The following is an 18,283-nucleotide window of genomic DNA, read 5'->3' as shown; positions in this document are numbered from 1 at the left end:
GGCGGTTTGTCCGCCGCCGGCTTTCCCTTCCTGAACTGGCCAGGGGCATCTTAATTCAGTTTCGGATGGTTTTATTGAAACAGTCCAGATATGGACTATATTGATCAGGGTAAGCCCCCGTTCAAAGGCGCTGCCCCATGGCCGTTACCGCATCCCCCGCCCCTTCTGCTGACCGCCGCAGTCTCTCCGGCCCGGCGCTGCGCAGTTTCTTCCGCATTGCCGAGCTGTGGCGGCTGACGGTGGAGGAGCAGATGGTGCTGCTGGGCATTACCGCGCGCTCCACCTTCTTCAAGTGGAAGAAAGGCGAAGCGGCAAGCCTTCCCAAGGATACGCTGGAGCGCATCTCCTACCTGCTCGGCATCTACAAGGCGCTGCAGATCCTGCTGCCGGAAGAAAAGGCGGCGGATGACTGGGTGCACAAACCCAACACAGCCCCGCTTTTCGGCGGTCGCCCGGCACTGGAGCGCATGCTTTCGGGTCAGGTGGCCGACCTCTTCGTGGTCCGCCAGTATCTGGACGCCGAGCGCGGCGGCTGGGCGTGACCCCGCCGCTCTCGCACATCGTCTGGCGCCCGGCCTGGCGCATCATCCCCAGCCGTTTTCCGCCCATCGACCTGTTCGAACGAATTGCGGCGCCGGAGGATTTGGAAGCAGTCATCGCGCTGGAAAGCCTCACCAACCCGCGCCTTCGTGATGAGGTCGGCACCATCAGCCTTGTGCCGCCCGAAGACCGGGTGAGCGGTCCCGGCACCAGCATCATCATGGCGGCCTTTACCCATCCGAACCCGTCCGGCAGCCGGTTTTCCGATGGCAGTTATGGCGTGTTCTACGCCGCCGGCGATCTGGATACGGCGATTGCCGAAACCCGCTTTCACCGTGAGGCTTTCCTCAGGGCCACACAGCAGCCCCGCCTCGAGATCGACATGCGTGTTTACCTCGCCGATCTGGAAGGCGAGTTGCACGATATCCGCGGCCACCGGCCGGACTATGCCGCCTGCCACGATCCGCAGGATTATGCCGCCGGGCAGCAGCTCGCCCGAAGGCTGCGCCGGGATGGCTCCAACGGCATTGCCTATCATAGCGTGCGGCGGCCGGGCGGCGACTGCGTCGCCGTCTTCCGCCCTCCCCTGCTCTCGGGCGCCCGGCAGGAACGCCACCTCTGTTACGTCTGGGACGGGCAGCGCATCGGGGCGGTTTATGAAAAGCGGGAAGTTTGACGGAAGAAAGCGACCTTAACGCCGCCGCCTACAGCTTCGTGAGTATTGCCCTATGTCCGGACTGCCCTACATCGAACGACAGTGGGGCTCACGCGCACCTATGCCAAAGCATCATATACCATAATGCCATAGGGTCCTGCCTTCGGTGCGCCGCTATGCTCCCGACCGTTCCCCTGCGATTTTGACATCGGCAGGGGCTTTGTGGCGACGCGCCAATGCACCTCGTTCGGGGCTCTTACCGATGAACAATCTCACCATCAGAACAAAGATAACCGGCGCCTTCGGCGTGTTGCTGATCCTCATGGCGGCAATGGGTGGCTTTGCCATTTTCCAGCTGAGCCAGGTCAACCAGACCTCGACCGAGATGGCGGTCAACTGGATGCCGAGCATCGATGCCATCGGCCGCATCAACAGCGCCGCCTCGGACCAGCGCATCGCCGAAGAAATGCATGTCCTGCAGACGACCGAAGAAGGCATGGCCCGGCAGGAAAAGAACATGGAGGCGACGGCCGCAGACATCGTCGCCTTGCGTGCCAAATATGAAGCCCTGATAAGCTCGGACGAGGAGCGGGCGATCTATAACAAGTTTTCATCGCTCTGGAGCCAGTACCAGGACATCCGCAAGCAGGTGATGGAGCTGTCGCGCAAGAACCAGAATGAAGAGGCGCGCAACCTGCTGGATGGCAAATCGCGGGAAGTCTACGATCAGGCCGGCGATACGCTGCAGCAACTGGTGGATCTCAATACCAAGGGCGGCCAGGACGCCAGCAACGAGGGCGATGCGCTGTACGCCTTCTCGCGCAACCTCATCGTTGCCGTCATCGTAATCACGCTTGGTGCCGTGCTCGCCGTCGCCTGGCTGCTGGTGCGCAGCGTTTCCGTTCCCATCACCGCCATGACGGGCGCCATGACCCGCCTCGGCCAGGGCGACAAGACGATTGAGGTTGTCGGCACCGGGCGCGGGGATGAGATCGGCGGCATGGCCAAGGCCCTGCAGGTCTTCAAGGATACGGCCATCGAGGCGGAGCGCCTTGCCACCCAGCAGGCCGCCGAGCAGGAAGCCCGCGCCCGCCGCGCCAAGGTCATCGACGAGTTGACCAGCACCTTCGACCGCGAGGCCTCGGCAGTCGTAAAGACCGTGGCCGCAGCCGCGACCGAAATGCAGTCAACCGCCACCAGCATGTCCTCCACCGCAGAAGAAACCGCGCGCCAGGCCGGTGCAGTGGCCAGCGCTTCCGAGCAGGCCTCCGCCAATGTGCAGACGGTTGCCAGCGCGGCCGAGGAGCTCGCCTCTTCCGTCAGCGAAATCACCCGCCAGGTGACGGAATCCAGCCGTATCACCGGTGACGCCGTCAATCAGGCGGAGCGCTCCGGCCAGTTGGTCAAGGTGCTCGCCGATGCCGCACAGCGCATTGGCGCCGTTGTCAGCCTGATCACCGAAATCGCCGGCCAGACCAATCTGCTCGCTCTCAATGCCACCATCGAGGCCGCGCGCGCCGGCGAAGCCGGCAAGGGCTTTGCCGTCGTGGCGAGCGAAGTAAAAAACCTCGCCACCCAGACCGCCAGGGCCACCGAAGAAATCGCCGCCCAGATCGGCAGCATCCAGCAGGCAACCGGCGAGACGGTGGGGTCCATCGAGCAGATTGCGGGCGTGATCGGCCGCATCGACGAGATTACCTCCACCATCGCGGCGGCGGTCGAGGAACAAGGGGCCGCAACCCAGGAGATCTCCCGCAATGTCCAGCAGGCCGCAGCCGGCACGCAGGAAGTCTCGTCCAACATCGTGCAGGTGAACGAGGCCTCGCAGCAGACCGGCGCTGCCGCTACCCAGATGCAGGGGGCCTCGGCAGAGCTGGCCAAACAGGCCGAAATCATGAAGACGCAGGTCGAGCGCTTCATTGCCGGCATCAAGGCCGCCTGACACAGGAAACCAGTGACCGGCGCGACAGCCTCCCCACCGGTCACTGGTCTACTGTCTCAATGTGACGACACGTAAACCGCGCCCTCGAATGGCGGGGGAAGCGCGAAACTCTCTCGCATGCGGCGCGTTTCCGCGGCCGGCGTCAGTCCGAAAAGCCGTTTGAACTCCCGGCTGAACTGGGACGGGCTGCTATAGCCCACCGCAAGGCTCGCCGCTTCCGCCGTCAGGTCCTGCCGCACCATCAGCAGCCGGGCCTGATGCAGGCGGGTAGACTTCAGATACTGCATCGGCGAGACGCCAGTGACGGTTTTGAAATGGCTGTGGAAACTCGGCACGCTCATGCCCGCCTCCCCGGCCAGTCCGCCCACGTCGAGGGCCTCCGCATAGCGGGCATGGATGAGTCGCAGCGCCCGGCTAATCCGGCCAAACTGCCCGCGCATCGCCAGCGCTTCCCGCATCGCCGCACCCTGCGGCCCCGTCAGCACCCGGAAATAGAGTTCCCGCAATAACGCCGGGCCGAGCACGACCGCTTCCAGCGGGTGGGAGAGTGCTTCGACGAGACGCAGCACGCTTGCCTGCATCACCTCATCCATCGGCGTCGACATCATGCTTTGCGGCGCCGCTACCGGCATCGGCGCGCCCGCCGCATCGATCTCGGCAGCAAGCCCGGCGGCCAGAACAAAATCGAGATGCAGATAGAGCGCCAGCAAAGGCTCGTCGGGTGTTGCATCGGTTTCCATGCTGAAGGGTACCGGCACCGAGACCGCCAGATAATGCTGCGCGTCATAGAGATAAAGCGCGCCGCCGAAATAACCCCGCTTGCGCCCCTGGCAGACGATCACGATGCCGGGATCATAGAGAACCGGGGTGCGCGACAGCGCCCGGTCGGAGCGCAGGATGCGCACGCTTGCCAGTGCCGTCAGGTTATAGCCCTCGTCCGGCGCCAGCCTGCGGAGCGCTGACAGCAGGCGCTCCCGATCGCCGGAAGGCGGGACAACAGTGTTCATAGTTTTAGGCAATAAAATCAGCCAAACTCGGCTTATCCGGAGTTCATGACGATATCATTGTGCACCTCATGAACCGCATCCGGGAGACAGATTCATGAGTTCCAGCAAAATTCTTCTCATCACCGGCGTCAGCAGCGGCTTCGGTCGTGCGTTGGCAGAGGAGGCTCTGGCCGATGGCCACAGGGTTGTCGGCACGGTCAGGAGCGCCGACGCAAAAGCAACGTTCGAGGCCTTGTCGTCCACCGGCGCTGCTATCGCCCGCCTTCTGGACGTAACCGATTTTGACGCCATCGACGGCGTGGTGGCGGAGGTCGAACAGACGGTCGGGCCCGTCGACGTGCTGGTAAACAATGCCGGTTATGGCCATGAGGGCATTCTGGAGGAATCCCCGCTCTCGGAGATGCGCCGGCAGTTTGACGTCAATGTCTTCGGCGCGGTCGCCATGATCAAGGCGGTGCTGCCCTTCATGCGGGCGCGCCGGCGCGGCCATATCCTCAACATCACCTCGATGGGCGGGTATATCACCATGCCCGGCATCTCCTATTATTGCGGCAGCAAGTTCGCGCTGGAGGGCATTTCCGAAGCGCTCGGCAAGGAAGTGGCGCCCTTTGGCATCGCCGTTACCGCCGTGGCCCCCGGCTCCTTCCGCACCGACTGGGCCGGCCGCTCCATGGTCCGCTCCGCCCGTTCGATCGGCGACTATGACGCCCTCTTCGACCCCATCCGCCAGGCCCGGGAGAAAAAAAGCGGCAAACAGCTCGGCGATCCCCGCAAGGCCGCCCGCGCGATGCTCACCGCCATCGCGGCAGACAAACCGCCCGCACACCTGCTGCTTGGCAGCGATGCGCTCGGCCTGGTGAAGTCAGAGCTCACGGCACTGGTGCAGGAGATCGGCGCCTGGGAGGCAGTCACCCTCTCGACCGACGGCTGAAACAAAACCGGCGCGGAAATCTCCGCGCCGGTTTTTATCTGGCCCTCACAGGAAGGGATCAGAAATTCCAGTCATCATCCTCGGTCGCCACGGCCTTGCCGATGACGTAGGAGGAGCCCGAGCCGGAGAAGAAGTCGTGGTTCTCGCTGTCCGGCGACAGGGCGGCGAGGATCGCCGGGTTCACTTCGCAGGCCTGCGGCGGGAAGAGCGCTTCATAACCCAGGTTCTGCAGCGCCTTGTTGGCGTTGTAGTGGAGGAAGTTCTTCACGTCTTCGGTCAGGCCAATGCCGTCATAAAGCTCGGCGGTGTATTTGGCTTCCACCTCATAGAGATCGAACAGCAGCGCGAAGGCAAAGTCCTTCAGCTTGGCGCGCTCGCTCTCCGGCAGCACCTCAAGGCCGCGCTGGAACTTGTAGCCGATGTAATAACCATGCACGGCCTCGTCGCGGATGATGAGGCGGATAAGGTCGGCGGTGTTGGTGAGCTTGGCGCGGCTCGACCAGTACATCGGCAGATAGAAGCCGGAATAGAACAGGAAGCTCTCCAGAAACACGCTGGCGATCTTGCGCTTCAGCGGGTCGGCGCCGGCATTGTACTCATGCAGGATGAGACGGGCCTTGGCCTGGAGATGCTGGTTTTCTTCCGACCAGCGGAATGCGGCATCCACTTCCGGCGTCGAGCACAGCGTCGAGAAGATGGAGGAATAGGAGCGGGCATGCACCGCTTCCATGAAGGCGACGTTGGAAAGCACAGCTTCTTCATGCGGGGTACGGGCATCGCCCATCAGCGCCGGCGCACCCACCGTGTTCTGGATGGTGTCGAGCAGCGTCAGGCCGGTGAAGACGCGGATGGTGAGCTCACGCTCGGCCGGCGTCAGCGTTGCCCAGCTCTGCACGTCATTCGACAACGGCACCTTTTCCGGCAGCCAGAAATTGACCGTCAGGCGGTTCCAGACCTCGAGGTCCTTTTCATCCTGCAGGCGGTTCCAGTTGATGGCGCGCAGCGGCGTCTTGAGGGTCATGTGGTTCATCTCAAAAGCCTCACAGCGTGCAGGAAACGCAGCCCTGGACCTCGGTGCCCTCAAGGGCGGTCTGGCGCAGGCGGATGTAATAGATGGTCTTGATGCCCTTCTTCCAGGCGTAGATCTGCGCGCGGTTGATGTCGCGCGTCGTGGCCTCGGCCGGGAAGAACAGGGTCAGCGACAGGCCCTGGTCGACATGCTCGGTGGCTGCCGCATAGGTGTCGATGATGGCCTCGGGGCCGATCTCGTAGGCGTCGCGGTAATATTCGAGATTGTCGTTGGTCATGAAGGCGGCCGGATAATAGACGCGGCCGATCTTGCCTTCCTTGCGGATCTCGATCTTGGAGACGATCGGATGGATCGAGGAGGTGGAGTTGTTGATGTAGCTGATCGAGCCGGTGGGCGGCACCGCCTGGAGATTGCGGTTATAAAGCCCGTGCTTCATCACCTGGTCGCGCAGGTCGGCCCAGTCCTCGCGGGTCGGCAGCTCGATGGCGGAGAACAGCGCCTTGACGCGCGGATTTTCCGGCAGCCAGTCGCGGCTCACATATTTCTCGAAATAGCTGCCGTCAGCGTACTTCGAGGCGGCAAAGCCCTTGAAGGTCTGCCCGCGTTCCTTGGCCAGCAGGTTGGAAGCGCGGATGGCATGATAGGTAACGGCGGCGAAATAGACGGAGGTGAATTCGACACCTTCCGGGCTGCCGTAATGGATGCGCTCGCGGGCGAGATAACCATGCAGGTTCATCTGGCCAAGGCCGACGGCATGCGCCTCGTCATTGCCTCGGCGGATGGAGGGCACGGCATCAATCGCGCTGGCTTCGGAAACGGCGGTCAGCGCACGCACCGAAGTTTCGATGGTGGCGCCGAAATTCGGGCCGTCCATGGTGGCCGCGATGTTGAGCGAGCCGAGATTGCACGAGATATCGGTGCCGAGATGCTTGTAGCTCAGGTCCTCATTGAAGGTTGAGGCTTCGGCGACCTGCAGGATCTCGGAGCAGAGATTGGACATGGTGATGCGCCCCTCGACCGGGTTGGCGCGGTTCACCGTGTCTTCGAACATGATGTAGGGGTAGCCGGATTCAAACTGGATTTCGGCCAGCGTCTGGAAGAAGGCGCGGGCGTTGATCTTCTTCTTGCGGATGCGCTTGTCATCCACCATCTCGGCATATTTCTCGGTAACGGAAATCTCCGAGAACGGAATGCCGTAGACGCGCTCCACATCATGCGGCGAGAAGAGGTACATCTCCTCGTTACGCTTGGCGAGCTCGAAGGTTATGTCGGGAATGACGACACCGAGGCTCAGCGTCTTGATGCGGATCTTCTCATCCGCATTCTCGCGCTTGGTGTCGAGGAAACGCAGGATGTCCGGGTGGTGGGCGTTCAGATAAACCGCACCGGCGCCCTGGCGCGAACCCAGCTGGTTGGCATAGCTGAAGCTGTCTTCCAGCAGTTTCATCACCGGGATGACACCGGAGGACTGGTTTTCGATGCCCTTGATGGGGGCGCCGGCCTCGCGGATGTTGGTGAGCATCAGCGCCACGCCGCCGCCGCGCTTGCTCAGCTGCAGCGCCGAATTGATCGAGCGGCCGATGGACTCCATGTTGTCTTCCACGCGCAGGAGGAAGCAGGAGATCAGCTCGCCGCGGCTCTTCTTGCCGGCATTGAGGAAGGTGGGCGTTGCCGGCTGGAAGCGGCCGGAGAGAATTTCGTCCATGAGGCGCATGGCGAAATCCTTGTCGCCGCGCGCCAGCGTCAGCGCCACCATCACCACGCGGTCTTCATAACGCTCAAGGAAGCGCTGACCGTCACGCGTCTTCAGCGTGTAGGAGGTGTAGTACTTGAAGGCACCGAGGAAGGTCGGGAAGCGGAACTTGCGCGCGAAGGCGGCGTCCCAGATGCGGTGGATGAACTCGCGGTCATACTGCTCCAGCACCTCGGGCTCGTAATAGCCCTCTTCAAGCAGGTAGCGCAGCTTCTCGTCGAGGCTGTGGAAGAACACCGTGTTCTGGTTGACGTGCTGCAGGAAGTACTGCCGCGCCGCCATGCGGTCCGCCTCGAAACGGATGCGCCCGGCATCGTCATAGAGGTTCAGCATGGCATTGAGCGCGTGATAGTCGAGTGTGGACTTCACGCTGGCGTCAGTTGCTCCATCTGCGTGCATGTCGAGCATTCGGTCCCCCAGAATTTTGCAAGCCCCGCGCGCACGCGGTCGATATCGGTTTCGGTTCCGGCCAGCTCAAAACGATAGAGAACCGGCACATTACATTTGGTGGCGACCAACCCGCCTGCACAGGCGTAGAGGCTGCCGAAATTCCGGTTTCCACTCGCAATCACGCCGCGCAGAAGCCCGCGCCGTTCGGGATCGTTAAGGAAACGGATAACCTGCTTGGCCACGGCCCCGCGGCCAAGGCCATCTGCATAACTCGGGGTCACCAGCACGAAGGGACCCTCCGGGACGGGCATTTCCGCCTCCGGAGAAATCGGGATCCTTTGCGCCGGCAACCCCAGCTTTTCAATGAAGCGTGCCGTGTTACCCGAGGCCGACGAATAATAGATCAGCCGGCCCATGGCATTCAGCTGGCCAGCTGGCCGATCATATCGGGGCGGAAGCCGGCCCAGTGGGCCTCGCCCGCAACCACCACCGGCGCCTGCCGGTATCCCATCGCCATAACGGCGGCCATCGCATTGGCATCTTCGGTGAGGTCGACAACCTCATAGGGAAGACCACGCGCATCAAGCGCGCGGGTGGTTGCCGTGCACTGGACACAGGAGGGTTTGGAATAAACGGTGATGGTCATTCTTGTTGCCCCGCTCTTTAGGCGGCCGGATCGCGGACTGGCACCTTATCAGGGCACCCTTTTCCGCCGCCGGCGCGAAGTTCATTCTCGCGTCCCGATTATCCTCACCGGCCCCGACCGGGCACCTGGCTCCCCGCCAGTTGCGCCCCGTCTTTCCCCGGACCGGTCCGGACAATCTGAACACCATCAGTAGGCCTCAGATGACCTGCCCTGTCAACATCTAGTGGCTGGCACAAATCATAGGCGCGCGGAGGAGAACCGGCCCGAAGGCCGCAGAAAACTGCGGAGGACGAGGATTTTTCCGCCGGAGACCAGGCAAAATGTCCGTGGTGTGTTCCGCACAACATGCGCTTTCACACCACAAATCTTGACACCCGCCCCAACCCATAGGCTGATCGGCCTTCATGAGCACAAGCGCAGAAATCCCCGTTTCCGGCCAAGCCGGCGCCCTTGCGGCAAGCCGTCGTCTGGTCCGCGCCCTTGCCGGCATGGGACGGCGGCGATTCCTTGCCGTCCTTGGCCTCACCACCCTGGGCGGCCTTGTGGAAGGTGCCGGCGTTCTGGCGCTGGTACCGGTGCTGAAGCTGCTCGGCGTCGGCTCCACACCTGCCGCCGGGCAAACCGGTACACCAGAACTTGTGTTTGCCCTCGGCGGCTACGTGCTGCTGGCCATCTTTGCCGCGCTGGTGGTGCAAGGCCGTACGGTCAGCAGCCAGTCGCTGCAACTTGACTTTCTCGACCGGCTGCGCGCAGACCTGCACCGCGCCATCCTTGCCATGGAATGGCGGGCCTTTCGCCGCCTGCGCGCCGCCGAGCTGCAACAGACGGTCATGGGAGAGGTTGCCCGCATCGGCCTTGCCGTCACCATGCTGTTCCAGCTGGCCGCCGCCCTGATCACCCTGCCCTTTGTACTGGCCGCCACGCTGTGGCTTTCCTGGCCGCTGACCCTCGCCGCCCTCGGCGTCAGCGCCATCGTCATGATGCTCACCCGCCATCTGGGAGCGCGCGGCTACCGCCTTGGCCGGGAACTGGGCGCCGCCAACCGCGCGACGATGGCCGACCTTGCCGACGATCTGGCCGGCCTGCGCGGCATCAAGGCCTTCGGCGCCGAGGAGAGCCGTGCCGCCATCATTGCCGGCCGCTTCCGCGATGTCCGGCACAATATGCTGGGCTACCAGCGCACACGGGCCCGGGAGCAGGCGCTATTGCAGATGGCGGCGGCTGTTGCCGCCGCCGCCGTGCTCGGCCTTGCGGTAACCGTGCTCAGGCTGCCGATGGCCGAGGCCCTGGTGCTGGTAGTCGCCTATGCAAGGCTGCTGCAAACTGCGCTCAAGGCCCTTGTCGCCTGGCGCCAGTTGACCGGCGCCGTGGCAGCCCTTTCCTCCTATGAGGAGACCCTCTCCCTCTGCCGCAGCGGCGCGGAGCAGCACGCCGGCCCCGGCGCAACCCCTCTCCCCCTCAGCCGGGCCATCACCCTTTCAGGGGTAGCGGTGCGCCATGACGGGGACGAAGCCCCCGCCGCACTGGAGGCGCTCGATGCCGTGTTGCCGGCCGGCCGCACAACCGCCCTCATCGGTCCGTCGGGGGCCGGCAAATCCACCCTGGCCGATCTGATCTCCGGCCTGCTCAGCCCCGATGCCGGCCGCGTACTGATTGACGATACCGAGCTTTCGGCGGAGTTGCGGCACTCCTGGCGCCGTCAGGTTGCCGTGGTGCCGCAGGACCCCTTCGTCTTTCACGACACCGTTGCCGCCAATCTGCGCCTCGCCCGGCCGGAGGCCGACGATGCCGCTCTCTGGCGCACGCTGGAAGCGGCGGCCCTGGCCGGCGTGGTGCGCGCCCTGCCGCAAGGGCTGGAGACGGTTATCGGCGATCGTGGCGTGCGCCTTTCCGGCGGCGAACGGCAGCGGCTGGTGCTGGCCCGGGCCCTGCTGCGGGAGCCGGCATTGCTGGTGCTGGACGAGGCCACCGCCTCGCTGGATGGCGAGACGGAAGCGCTGGTTGCCGCCACCCTCGCCGGTCTTGCCGGGCGTACCACCGTGCTTGTCATCGCCCACCGGCCGAGCACGGTGCGGCATGCCGACCATGTGCTGGTCCTGGAGGCAGGCAGCCTGATCGCCGCCGGCACCTGGCAGGAGGTCGCCCGCGCCGTGCCGCAGCGGCTTGGCGCTCTCGGCATGGCAGAAAGTTAAGGAGCGTCCCGCATGTCCCCCCGCCCGGCGCCCGGAATTGCCCCCGAAATCGCCATTGCCCTGCTCGCCGCCGGCCGCTCCACCCGCGCCGGCCCGCATAACAAGCTGCTGGCCGAGTTCGGTGGCCAGCCTCTGGTGCGCCGGGCTGCCGTACAGGCGCTGGCGGCGGCAACCGGGCCGGTGCTGGTGGTGACCGGTTATCAGGCAGAGGAAATTCGCGCGGCACTCGCCGGGCTGGACGTAACGCTGGTGTTTAACCCGGATTATGCGGGGGGCATGGCAAGTTCCATCGCCGCCGCCGCGCGGGCTGTCCCCGCCACAGCCACCGGGCTGATGATCCATCTGGCGGATATGCCGCTTGTGACTGCCGGCCACATCGCAGCGCTGGCGGATGCCTTCGCGGCTGCCGGCGGCGAGGCCATCGTGCGGGCAACAGCAAAGGGCGTTCGCGGCAATCCGGTGATGTTTCCGCGCGCCCTGTTTGCCGGCCTGCAAAGGCTTGAGGGCGACAGCGGTGCCCGCAGCCTCATAGAGGCCGCAGGGCTACCCGTCCTGCCGGTCGAGATCGGCGAGGCCGGGGCGCTGGATGTCGATACGGTAGAGGCGATTATCGCCGCCGGTGGGCAGCTTCCCGGCGGGGCCTGAGCCCCACCGGGAAATAACGCCCAGCGCAGGCCGTCAGCGCATTTGCAGAATGATGGGCTGCGGGCTGGCCGGATGGGTGTGCTCGCGCAGCGCCTTGACGTCATCCACCGTCACCGCCGGGCCGTTATTGCCCCAGGACGAGCGCACAAAGCTCAGCACATCGGCGATCTGCTGGTCCGAGAGCTTGTCGCGGAAGGACGGCATGCGGTAGGCGTCCGGAATGCCGGAGGCAACCACACGGCCCGAGCCGTTGAGCACCACATTGATGGCGGACTCATCATAGCTGGAGAGCATGGAGGTGGTGCCGGCGAGCGGCGGTATCCACTCATCCCGGCCCTTGCCGTCCCGCCCGTGGCAGAAACTGCAATTGGCCATGAAGCTCTGCTCGCCCGGGCGGACCATGGCAACGCTGACCTCATGATATTCCCACGGCGTGCCGTCGCCGTCATTGCCGGGCAGGGATTTGAGGTAATGCGCGATAGCCTTCAGATCATTGTCGCTCATGTACTGGGTGGAGTTGTTGAAGGCATCGACCATCGAGCCGAACACCACGCCATGCTGGTTACGGCCGGTCTTGAGGAAAGTTGCGATATCCTCCTCGCTCCAGCGCCCGAGGCCGCGATTATGGTCGCCGCGCAGGCTGGGGGCATACCAGCCATCCAGCAGCGCGCCGGAGAGATAGGCATTGTCGGCCTCGGTCAGCGCCTTTTCTTCCATCGCCGGCCCGCGCGGCGTATGGCAGCTGCCGCAATGGCCGGGCCCCTGCACCAGATAGGCGCCGCGGTTCCACAGCTCATCCTTCGAGCTGTCCGCCTTGTAGGTGCCGCTCTCATAAAATGCCACGTTCCAGAAGGCGAGCGGCCAGCGCTGGTTCAGCGGCCACTTGATGGTGGTGGGCTTGTTGGCCTGTTTCACTGGCTCGACGTGATGCATGAAGTAGTCATAAAGCGCCTTCACATCATCATCGCTGAGCTTGGCATAGCTGGGATAGGGCATGGCCGGATAAAGCCGGTGCCCGTCCGCCGCCACGCCGCGGCGCACCGCATTGTCAAACTGGGCAAGCGTGTAGTTGCCAATGCCGGTTTCCTTGTCCGGCGTGATGTTGGTGGCGAAGATGGAGCCCATCGGCGTGCCCATCTCCAGCCCGCCGGCAAAGGGCTTGCCCTCCGGCACGCTGTGGCAGGCCACGCAGTCGGAGGCGCGGGCGATATATTCGCCCTGCTCCAGCGTTGCCATCGCTTCGGGCTGGCCCGCGCCGTCAAACGGCGATGAAGGAATATGCCGGACGTACCAGAACCCGCCGACAAGGACGACCACCACAAGGATCGCCAGGCGTGCGATAAATTTTTTCAAAATCTTGCCCACCCGCTAAGAGGGGCGCTCCCTTGCCCCCGCCCCGGCAGACATGCGGGGCAGAGGGCAAAGGAGCGCTGGGAGAGAAACGGATCAGACACCAAGGCTGGAGCGTGACAGCGGCAGGCGGCGGATGCGCTGGCCGGCCAGTACCGAAACGGCATTGGCAACGGCTGGCGGCACACCCGGCAGGCCGGGCTCGCCCACGCCGCCCATCGGCGCCCCGCTTTCCACGATGCTGACATGCACCCGTGCCATGCGGGAGAGCGGCAGGATGGGGTAGCGGTCATAATTGCGGGCCAGCGGTTTGCCGCCCTCATAGACCACTTCTTCCAGAAGCGCCGTGGAGAGGCCGAGCGCGGTGGCGGACTTTACCTGCGCCTCGATGATCGCCGGGTTCACGATGCTGCCGGGGTCAATCGCCACCCACACATCATGTACCACCACCTGCCCGCCTTCGATCGAGACCTCGGCGATGCTCGCCGTCTCGCTGCCGAAGGGCGAGGCCATGGAAACGCCCCGCGCCCGCTTTGAGCCATCCTCGGCCGTAAACGGCCCCCGCTTCCAGCCGCCCGCACTTTCCGCCACCGTTTCCAGCAGCTTCAGGTGGCGCGGACTGCCGGCCACCAGCTTGTGGCGCAGCTCATAGGGATCATGCCCGCCGGCATCGGCCATCTCGTCGAAGAATGTCTCATAAAAGAAGTCATTCATCGAATGGCCGACCGAGCGCCAGTAACCCACCCGGGCCACATGCGGCACCTTGATCTGCACGATATGGCGGTTGGGAATGGCATAGGGCTTCTCGACGATGCCTTCCACGCCGTTGGGGTCCACCTTGTTCGGATCGACGCCGTTGAGGCTTTCCGTCGGCCCCTCGCCCATCACATCGGCAGTGAGCGCCACCGGCATGCCGTCCTTGTCCAGCCCGCCGCGGAAGCGCACGAGACCCATCGGGCGGAAATAATCGCGCAGGAACTCGTCCTCGCGGCTCCAGATCACCTTGACCGGCTTGCCGACCTTCTGCGCCAGAAGGGCGGCCTGCGGGAACGGAATGCCGCCATTGAGATAGGTGAAGTTCCGGCCAAAGAAGCCACCCAGCAGCGGCGAGTGGATCAGGATCTTTTCCGGCGGCAGGCCGAACTGCTTGGCCGCCACGCCCTGGAACATTTCCGGCGCCTGATTGGGTGTCCAGATCTCCAGCGTGCCATCCTCATTCCAGCGCGCGATGGCGGAAGGCGGCTCCAGCTGGCCATGGGCGAGATAAGGCGCATCATACTGTGCCTCGATCACCTTGTTCGCGGCCTTGAAGGCCCCGTCGACATCGCCTTCCTTCTCGGCATCGACGCCGGGGCCCCTGGTCGCGGCAAGTTTCTCACGGAAGGCCTCGGTGGAGAAATCCGCCGGCATGGCATAGGTCACATCCGCCGCCGGTTCCTTCCATTCCACCTGCAGGGCCTCGGCCGCGCGTTTGGCGTGCCACCAGCGGTCCGCCACCACGGCAACGGCGCCGGGGATGGTGTGGATGGAATGCACGCCGCGCATCGCCTTGACCTGATCTTCATTGAAGATCTTGCCCGACTCCCAGCCAAGGCGCGGGGCATGCTGCACGGCCGCCAGCAGCATGCCGTCAACCTTCAGGTCGATGCTGTACATCGCCTTGCCGGTGGATTTGTCACGCACATCCAGCCGCTTCAACGGCTTGCGGATCCAGCGGAAATCGGCATCCGCTTTCAGCGGCGCATCTTCCGGCACCGGCTGCGTTGCCGCCTCTTCGGCCAGATCGCCATAATTGAGACGCCGGCCGCTTGCGGCATGGATCACCACGCCCGGCTCGGTCGTCAGCTCGCTCATCGGCACATCAAGACGTTTGGCCGCCACTTCCAGCAGCATCTGCCGGGCAGCCGCGCCCAGCTTGCGCATGATGGGATAGCTGGAGCGCACCGAAAAACTGCCGCCGGTAATGCGCATATGGCCGCCGAACATGATGGTGTAGTCCGGCCCTGCCGGCGCACATTCCACCGTGAAGTTCTGCGGATCGACATCCAGTTCCTCGCCCACGATCTGCGCCATCGCGGTGAAGATGCCCTGTCCGCCTTCGATGAAGGGACTGCGGAAGAAAACCGTGCCGTCATTGCGGATTTCAATGAAGGCCGGCACGCGGGTGCCCGGCTTGACCGCGCCGGCAGCCTGCGCCCGCGCCGTGCCGCCCGGCAGCACCACACCCAGCACCAGCGCGCCCAGCGAGGCACCGAGGAAACCGCGGCGGGAGAAGTTGAGCGGGCGGCTTGTCGCCGCCTCGTTCATCCCGGCGAGGAAATTGACCATCTCGTTCATGATGCCTGCCTCCCCTTACGCCTGCCTGGATGCGGCGTGGATCGCATCGACGATGCCGTTATATGTGCCGCAGCGGCACAGATTGACCATCGCATCGGCGATGTCGGCGTCGCTGGGGTTGGGGTTGCGCTTCAAAAGCGCGGTGGCCGCCAGCACCTGGCCGGACTGGCAATAACCGCATTGCGGCACCTGCGCTTCCACCCAGGCCTCGACCACCTTCTTGCCGACCGCATCTTCCTCGATGGTTTCGATGGTGGTGATCTGCTTGCCCACAACGCTTTCCACCGGCGTCACGCAGGAGCGGCACGGCTCGCCATCCACCAGCACGGTGCAGGCGCCGCACTGGGCAAGGCCGCAGCCGAACTTGGTGCCCGTCAGCCCCACTTCCTCGCGGATAACCCACAGAAGCGGCGTGTCGGCGTCAGAATCGATTTCATAGGTCTTGTTATTGATGACGAGATTCATCGTGGAGCCTCTCGTGTTTGATGTCGTCCAGATCGGTGTTTTGTTGATTTCCGGCTCCGCCCGGCAGGGCCGCCGGCCTTGTCGTCATCCTCTCAGCGGTTCGCGGCCCTCCGTGACAGGCCTGTCCCCGGTATCGGAAGCTGGCGGCCGGGCCACCAGCACGGGGCGAAAAGCTTCCGGCAGGGCCTCGCTGCCAAGCGACTGGCGCCGCTCCTCCAGCCGGGCGATGATTTCAGCAAGCGCGGAGAGCGCGAGTGTTTCGGGGTCCTTGACCGCGGTGATAAGCCCGACGGGGCCGGAAATGCGCCGGAGCGCTGCCTCATCCGCCCCGCGGCGGCGCAGCTCTTCCAGCCGGCGGGCCTGCGTCTTGCGGCTGCCCATCGCGCCGATAAAGAAGGCTTCGCTTTCCAGCGCCTGCTCCAGCAGCTCGGCTTCCCAGTCATGGTCGTGGAACAGCAGCACGATGGCGGTATGCGCATCCCCGCCCATATGGCGGGAGCGGCCGGGTGTCAGCAGCAGCTCGGCCGGCACGCCCAGCGCCCGGGCCTGATCCGTTATGGCCTGATCGGGGCTCAAAACCTGAACCTCGGCCCCATAGGCGCCGGCAATGCGGGCAAGCGCCAGCGTCTCCGTGCCATGGCCGACGACCAGCAACCGCAGGTCCGGCTGATGGCAGGCGAGGAAACGGCCGCCATGCCAGCCGGTGACCGGCGCTGCCGGCGGCACCGGGTGCAGGCCGATCCCGCCTTCCAGCCCCAGTTCGATCAGCACGCCCTGGCGCGCGTCCAGCAAGGCAAGCGCCTGCTCCAGCACCGCATGCTCCGGCAAAGGCGAGACCAGCACGTCGATGCCGCCGCCGCAGGGCAGGCGAATATCCATGAAGGGGGACCCGGCGCCAAAACGCAGGCTCTCGGCACTGCCGGCATCGATGACGCGCCGCGCCTCCCCCACCAGCGCCGCCTCGATGCAGCCGCCGGAAAAGGAGCCGCGATAGGCACCCGTCTCGCTGACGGCCATATGCGTGCCGGGCTCCCGGGCGGAGCCGCCGGTGACGTCGGTAATGGTTACAAGCGCAGTGCGCTCGCCGCGCTCAGCCGCAGCCAGCAGAAACCGGAAGATCTCCGACGCCTGTTTCATGAATATGCCTGCTGTCCGCTGTGCCGAGAAAATGCCGGTGCGTATCCGCTGGGAGAGCGTCCGCCCCGATCATGATTTTTAAGAGGTCACGATTTTCAGGAAGTGTGTCTGATTATATGTGTCCGTACCCTCTCCCCGCACAGGGTTGATTTGCTTGATGCAAGGATGAGCAATCCTCATCAATCGCACGGGGAGTTGGCTGGCCTGCCTCTACCGCCGGCTTCAATAACCCGCCGGCTTCAGCTCCAGCACGAGGTCGATCAGCAGCCTGAGGCCGGCCGGCACATTGCGCCGGCTGGAATAATAGATGTGGAAGGCGGTGCCCGGTGAGGCCCACTCTTCCAGCACCAGCCTCAGCCGCCCTTCCTTTACCAGCGAGCGCACCATGATCTCCGGCATGTAACTGACACCGGCGCCGCCCAGCAGCGCCGGCATGGCGGCATCGGTATGGTCGATAATGATGCTGCCCGGCACATCGAGCGACAGGCTCTCTTCTCCCCGGTCAAAATCCCAGCGGAAGATGCGGTCATCCCCCGCCCGGCCGCGGATGCAGCGGTGGAAGAGCAGATCGTTCGGGTGCTGCGGGGTGCCAAAGGCATCGAGATAGGCCGGCGCCGCCACCGCCACCCAGATCATCTCCGCCGACAGGCGCTGGGAGATCATGTCTTCCGGCACCGTGCCGCCATACCGCACCCCGGCGTCATAGCCTTCATGCACCACATCGATGAGCCGGTTATTGACGGAGACTTCCAGCTCGATGTTGGGGTAGCGCCGCGCAAATTCCGGCAGCACCGGGCCGATCAGCTGGCTTGCCGCATGGCTCATGACATTGAGGCGCACCCGCCCTGTCGGCGCATCGCGAAACTGGTTCAGCCCCTCGAAGGCATCGGCGATGGTGAGATAGGAGCCGGAGACAGCGGCAAAAAAGCTCTCTCCCGCTGCCGTCAGCGCCACACTGCGGCTGGTGCGGTTGAGAAGCCGCACCCCGAGGCGCTCCTCCAGCCCCTTGATGGCGTGGCTGAGCGCCGATGTCGTCACCCCCAGCTCAACCGCCGCCAGGCGGAAGCTGCGATGGCGCGCAATCGCCAGAAAATAGGGAAGATCGGCCAGATCCGTTCGGTGGTTCAGCATCTTGCCTCAAAAGCCGGTCTTGCTCAGGGGCATCGGTTCTCCGGCCCCCAACTCTAGGCACCGCTAGCATCCGCCTGCAACCCGGGTCTGTGAAGCGGGCGGGCGCTTGCCTCCAAAACGGCCCATTCCCTT

The 18,283-nt window shown here is 64.4% G+C and carries 16 protein-coding genes; 6 read left to right on the top strand and 10 right to left on the bottom strand.

Features of this window, described 5'->3' with window-relative positions; genetic code table 11:
* Nucleotides 1-137 precede the first annotated feature (137 nt).
* From QTL98_RS20985 to QTL98_RS20975, 3 genes are all read left to right on the top strand, one after another.
* Nucleotides 138-542: an MbcA/ParS/Xre antitoxin family protein gene (locus QTL98_RS20985; RefSeq protein ID WP_445682770.1), complete on the top strand. Its 405-nt coding sequence runs from the start codon at nt 138-140 to the stop codon at nt 540-542.
* On the top strand, nt 539-1,216 hold the full coding sequence (locus tag QTL98_RS20980) for an RES family NAD+ phosphorylase (RefSeq protein ID WP_445682769.1): 678 nt from the start codon (nt 539-541) through the stop codon (nt 1,214-1,216). The genes QTL98_RS20985 and QTL98_RS20980 overlap by 4 nt, the downstream gene beginning before the upstream one ends.
* A gap of 241 nt (nt 1,217-1,457) precedes the next feature.
* Nucleotides 1,458-3,137, top strand: a complete 1,680-nt coding sequence (locus QTL98_RS20975; protein ID WP_445682768.1) for a methyl-accepting chemotaxis protein — start codon at nt 1,458-1,460, stop codon at nt 3,135-3,137.
* A 56-nt stretch (nt 3,138-3,193) separates the two neighbouring features.
* On the opposite strand, the gene QTL98_RS20970 is transcribed toward QTL98_RS20975, so the two are convergent.
* Complete coding sequence (locus tag QTL98_RS20970) at nt 3,194-4,144, bottom strand: AraC family transcriptional regulator (RefSeq protein WP_445682767.1); 951 nt, start codon at nt 4,142-4,144, stop codon at nt 3,194-3,196.
* A gap of 94 nt (nt 4,145-4,238) precedes the next feature.
* On the opposite strand from QTL98_RS20970, the gene QTL98_RS20965 reads away from it, so the two are divergent.
* Complete coding sequence (locus tag QTL98_RS20965) at nt 4,239-5,075, top strand: oxidoreductase (protein ID WP_445682766.1); 837 nt, start codon at nt 4,239-4,241, stop codon at nt 5,073-5,075.
* A 58-nt stretch (nt 5,076-5,133) separates the two neighbouring features.
* Here QTL98_RS20965 and nrdF read toward each other — a convergent pair whose 3' ends face one another.
* The 4 genes from nrdF to nrdH are packed head-to-tail and all read right to left on the bottom strand — an operon-like array spanning nt 5,134 to nt 8,894.
* Nucleotides 5,134-6,105 (bottom strand): class 1b ribonucleoside-diphosphate reductase subunit beta, encoded by a 972-nt coding sequence (gene nrdF, locus QTL98_RS20960; RefSeq protein WP_445682765.1) that lies wholly within the window; start codon nt 6,103-6,105, stop codon nt 5,134-5,136.
* A gap of 10 nt (nt 6,106-6,115) precedes the next feature.
* Nucleotides 6,116-8,257 carry a class 1b ribonucleoside-diphosphate reductase subunit alpha gene (gene nrdE / locus QTL98_RS20955; RefSeq protein ID WP_445682896.1) on the bottom strand — a complete coding sequence of 714 codons (2,142 nt, stop codon included), beginning with the start codon at nt 8,255-8,257 and terminating at the stop codon, nt 6,116-6,118.
* The gene (gene nrdI, locus QTL98_RS20950) at nt 8,224-8,664 is read right to left on the bottom strand and encodes a class Ib ribonucleoside-diphosphate reductase assembly flavoprotein NrdI (protein ID WP_445682764.1); all 441 of its coding nucleotides are present in this window, start codon (nt 8,662-8,664) and stop codon (nt 8,224-8,226) included. Before nrdI ends, nrdE begins: the two co-directional genes overlap by 34 nt.
* Nucleotides 8,665-8,669: 5 nt before the next feature.
* Nucleotides 8,670-8,894 carry a glutaredoxin-like protein NrdH gene (nrdH, locus tag QTL98_RS20945; RefSeq protein WP_445682763.1) on the bottom strand — a complete coding sequence of 75 codons (225 nt, stop codon included), beginning with the start codon at nt 8,892-8,894 and terminating at the stop codon, nt 8,670-8,672.
* A gap of 404 nt (nt 8,895-9,298) precedes the next feature.
* Here nrdH and QTL98_RS20940 point away from each other — a divergent pair, with 404 nt between their 5' ends.
* Both QTL98_RS20940 and QTL98_RS20935 read left to right on the top strand, forming a co-directional pair.
* On the top strand, nt 9,299-11,086 hold the full coding sequence (locus QTL98_RS20940; protein WP_445682762.1) for an ABC transporter ATP-binding protein: 1,788 nt from the start codon (nt 9,299-9,301) through the stop codon (nt 11,084-11,086).
* Between the two features lie 12 nt (nt 11,087-11,098).
* On the top strand, nt 11,099-11,731 hold the full coding sequence (locus QTL98_RS20935; RefSeq protein ID WP_445682761.1) for a nucleotidyltransferase family protein: 633 nt from the start codon (nt 11,099-11,101) through the stop codon (nt 11,729-11,731).
* A 33-nt stretch (nt 11,732-11,764) separates the two neighbouring features.
* Here the strand turns inward: QTL98_RS20935 and QTL98_RS20930 are convergent, their stop codons facing one another.
* The 5 genes from QTL98_RS20930 to QTL98_RS20910 all read right to left on the bottom strand — a co-directional run bounded on the left by QTL98_RS20930 (nt 11,765) and on the right by QTL98_RS20910 (nt 18,151).
* A complete protein-coding gene (locus tag QTL98_RS20930; protein ID WP_445682760.1) occupies nt 11,765-13,084 on the bottom strand; it encodes a c-type cytochrome in 1,320 nt (439 codons plus the stop codon).
* A 93-nt stretch (nt 13,085-13,177) separates the two neighbouring features.
* Entirely contained in the window at nt 13,178-15,418 is a 2,241-nt protein-coding gene (locus tag QTL98_RS20925) for a xanthine dehydrogenase family protein molybdopterin-binding subunit (RefSeq protein WP_445682759.1), read from the bottom strand.
* A gap of 15 nt (nt 15,419-15,433) precedes the next feature.
* Nucleotides 15,434-15,883 (bottom strand): (2Fe-2S)-binding protein, encoded by a 450-nt coding sequence (locus QTL98_RS20920; protein WP_445682758.1) that lies wholly within the window; start codon nt 15,881-15,883, stop codon nt 15,434-15,436.
* An 84-nt stretch (nt 15,884-15,967) separates the two neighbouring features.
* The gene (locus tag QTL98_RS20915; RefSeq protein ID WP_445682757.1) at nt 15,968-17,020 is read right to left on the bottom strand and encodes an XdhC family protein; all 1,053 of its coding nucleotides are present in this window, start codon (nt 17,018-17,020) and stop codon (nt 15,968-15,970) included.
* A 222-nt stretch (nt 17,021-17,242) separates the two neighbouring features.
* On the bottom strand, nt 17,243-18,151 hold the full coding sequence (locus QTL98_RS20910) for a LysR family transcriptional regulator (RefSeq protein ID WP_445682756.1): 909 nt from the start codon (nt 18,149-18,151) through the stop codon (nt 17,243-17,245).
* Nucleotides 18,152-18,283 lie beyond the last annotated feature (132 nt).

Origin of the sequence: Radicibacter daui, assembly GCA_030657355.1 — a bacterium.
Taxonomy (GTDB): Bacteria; Pseudomonadota; Alphaproteobacteria; order Radicibacterales; family Radicibacteraceae; genus Radicibacter; species Radicibacter daui.
This window is presented reverse-complemented; position numbering and strand designations above follow the sequence as displayed.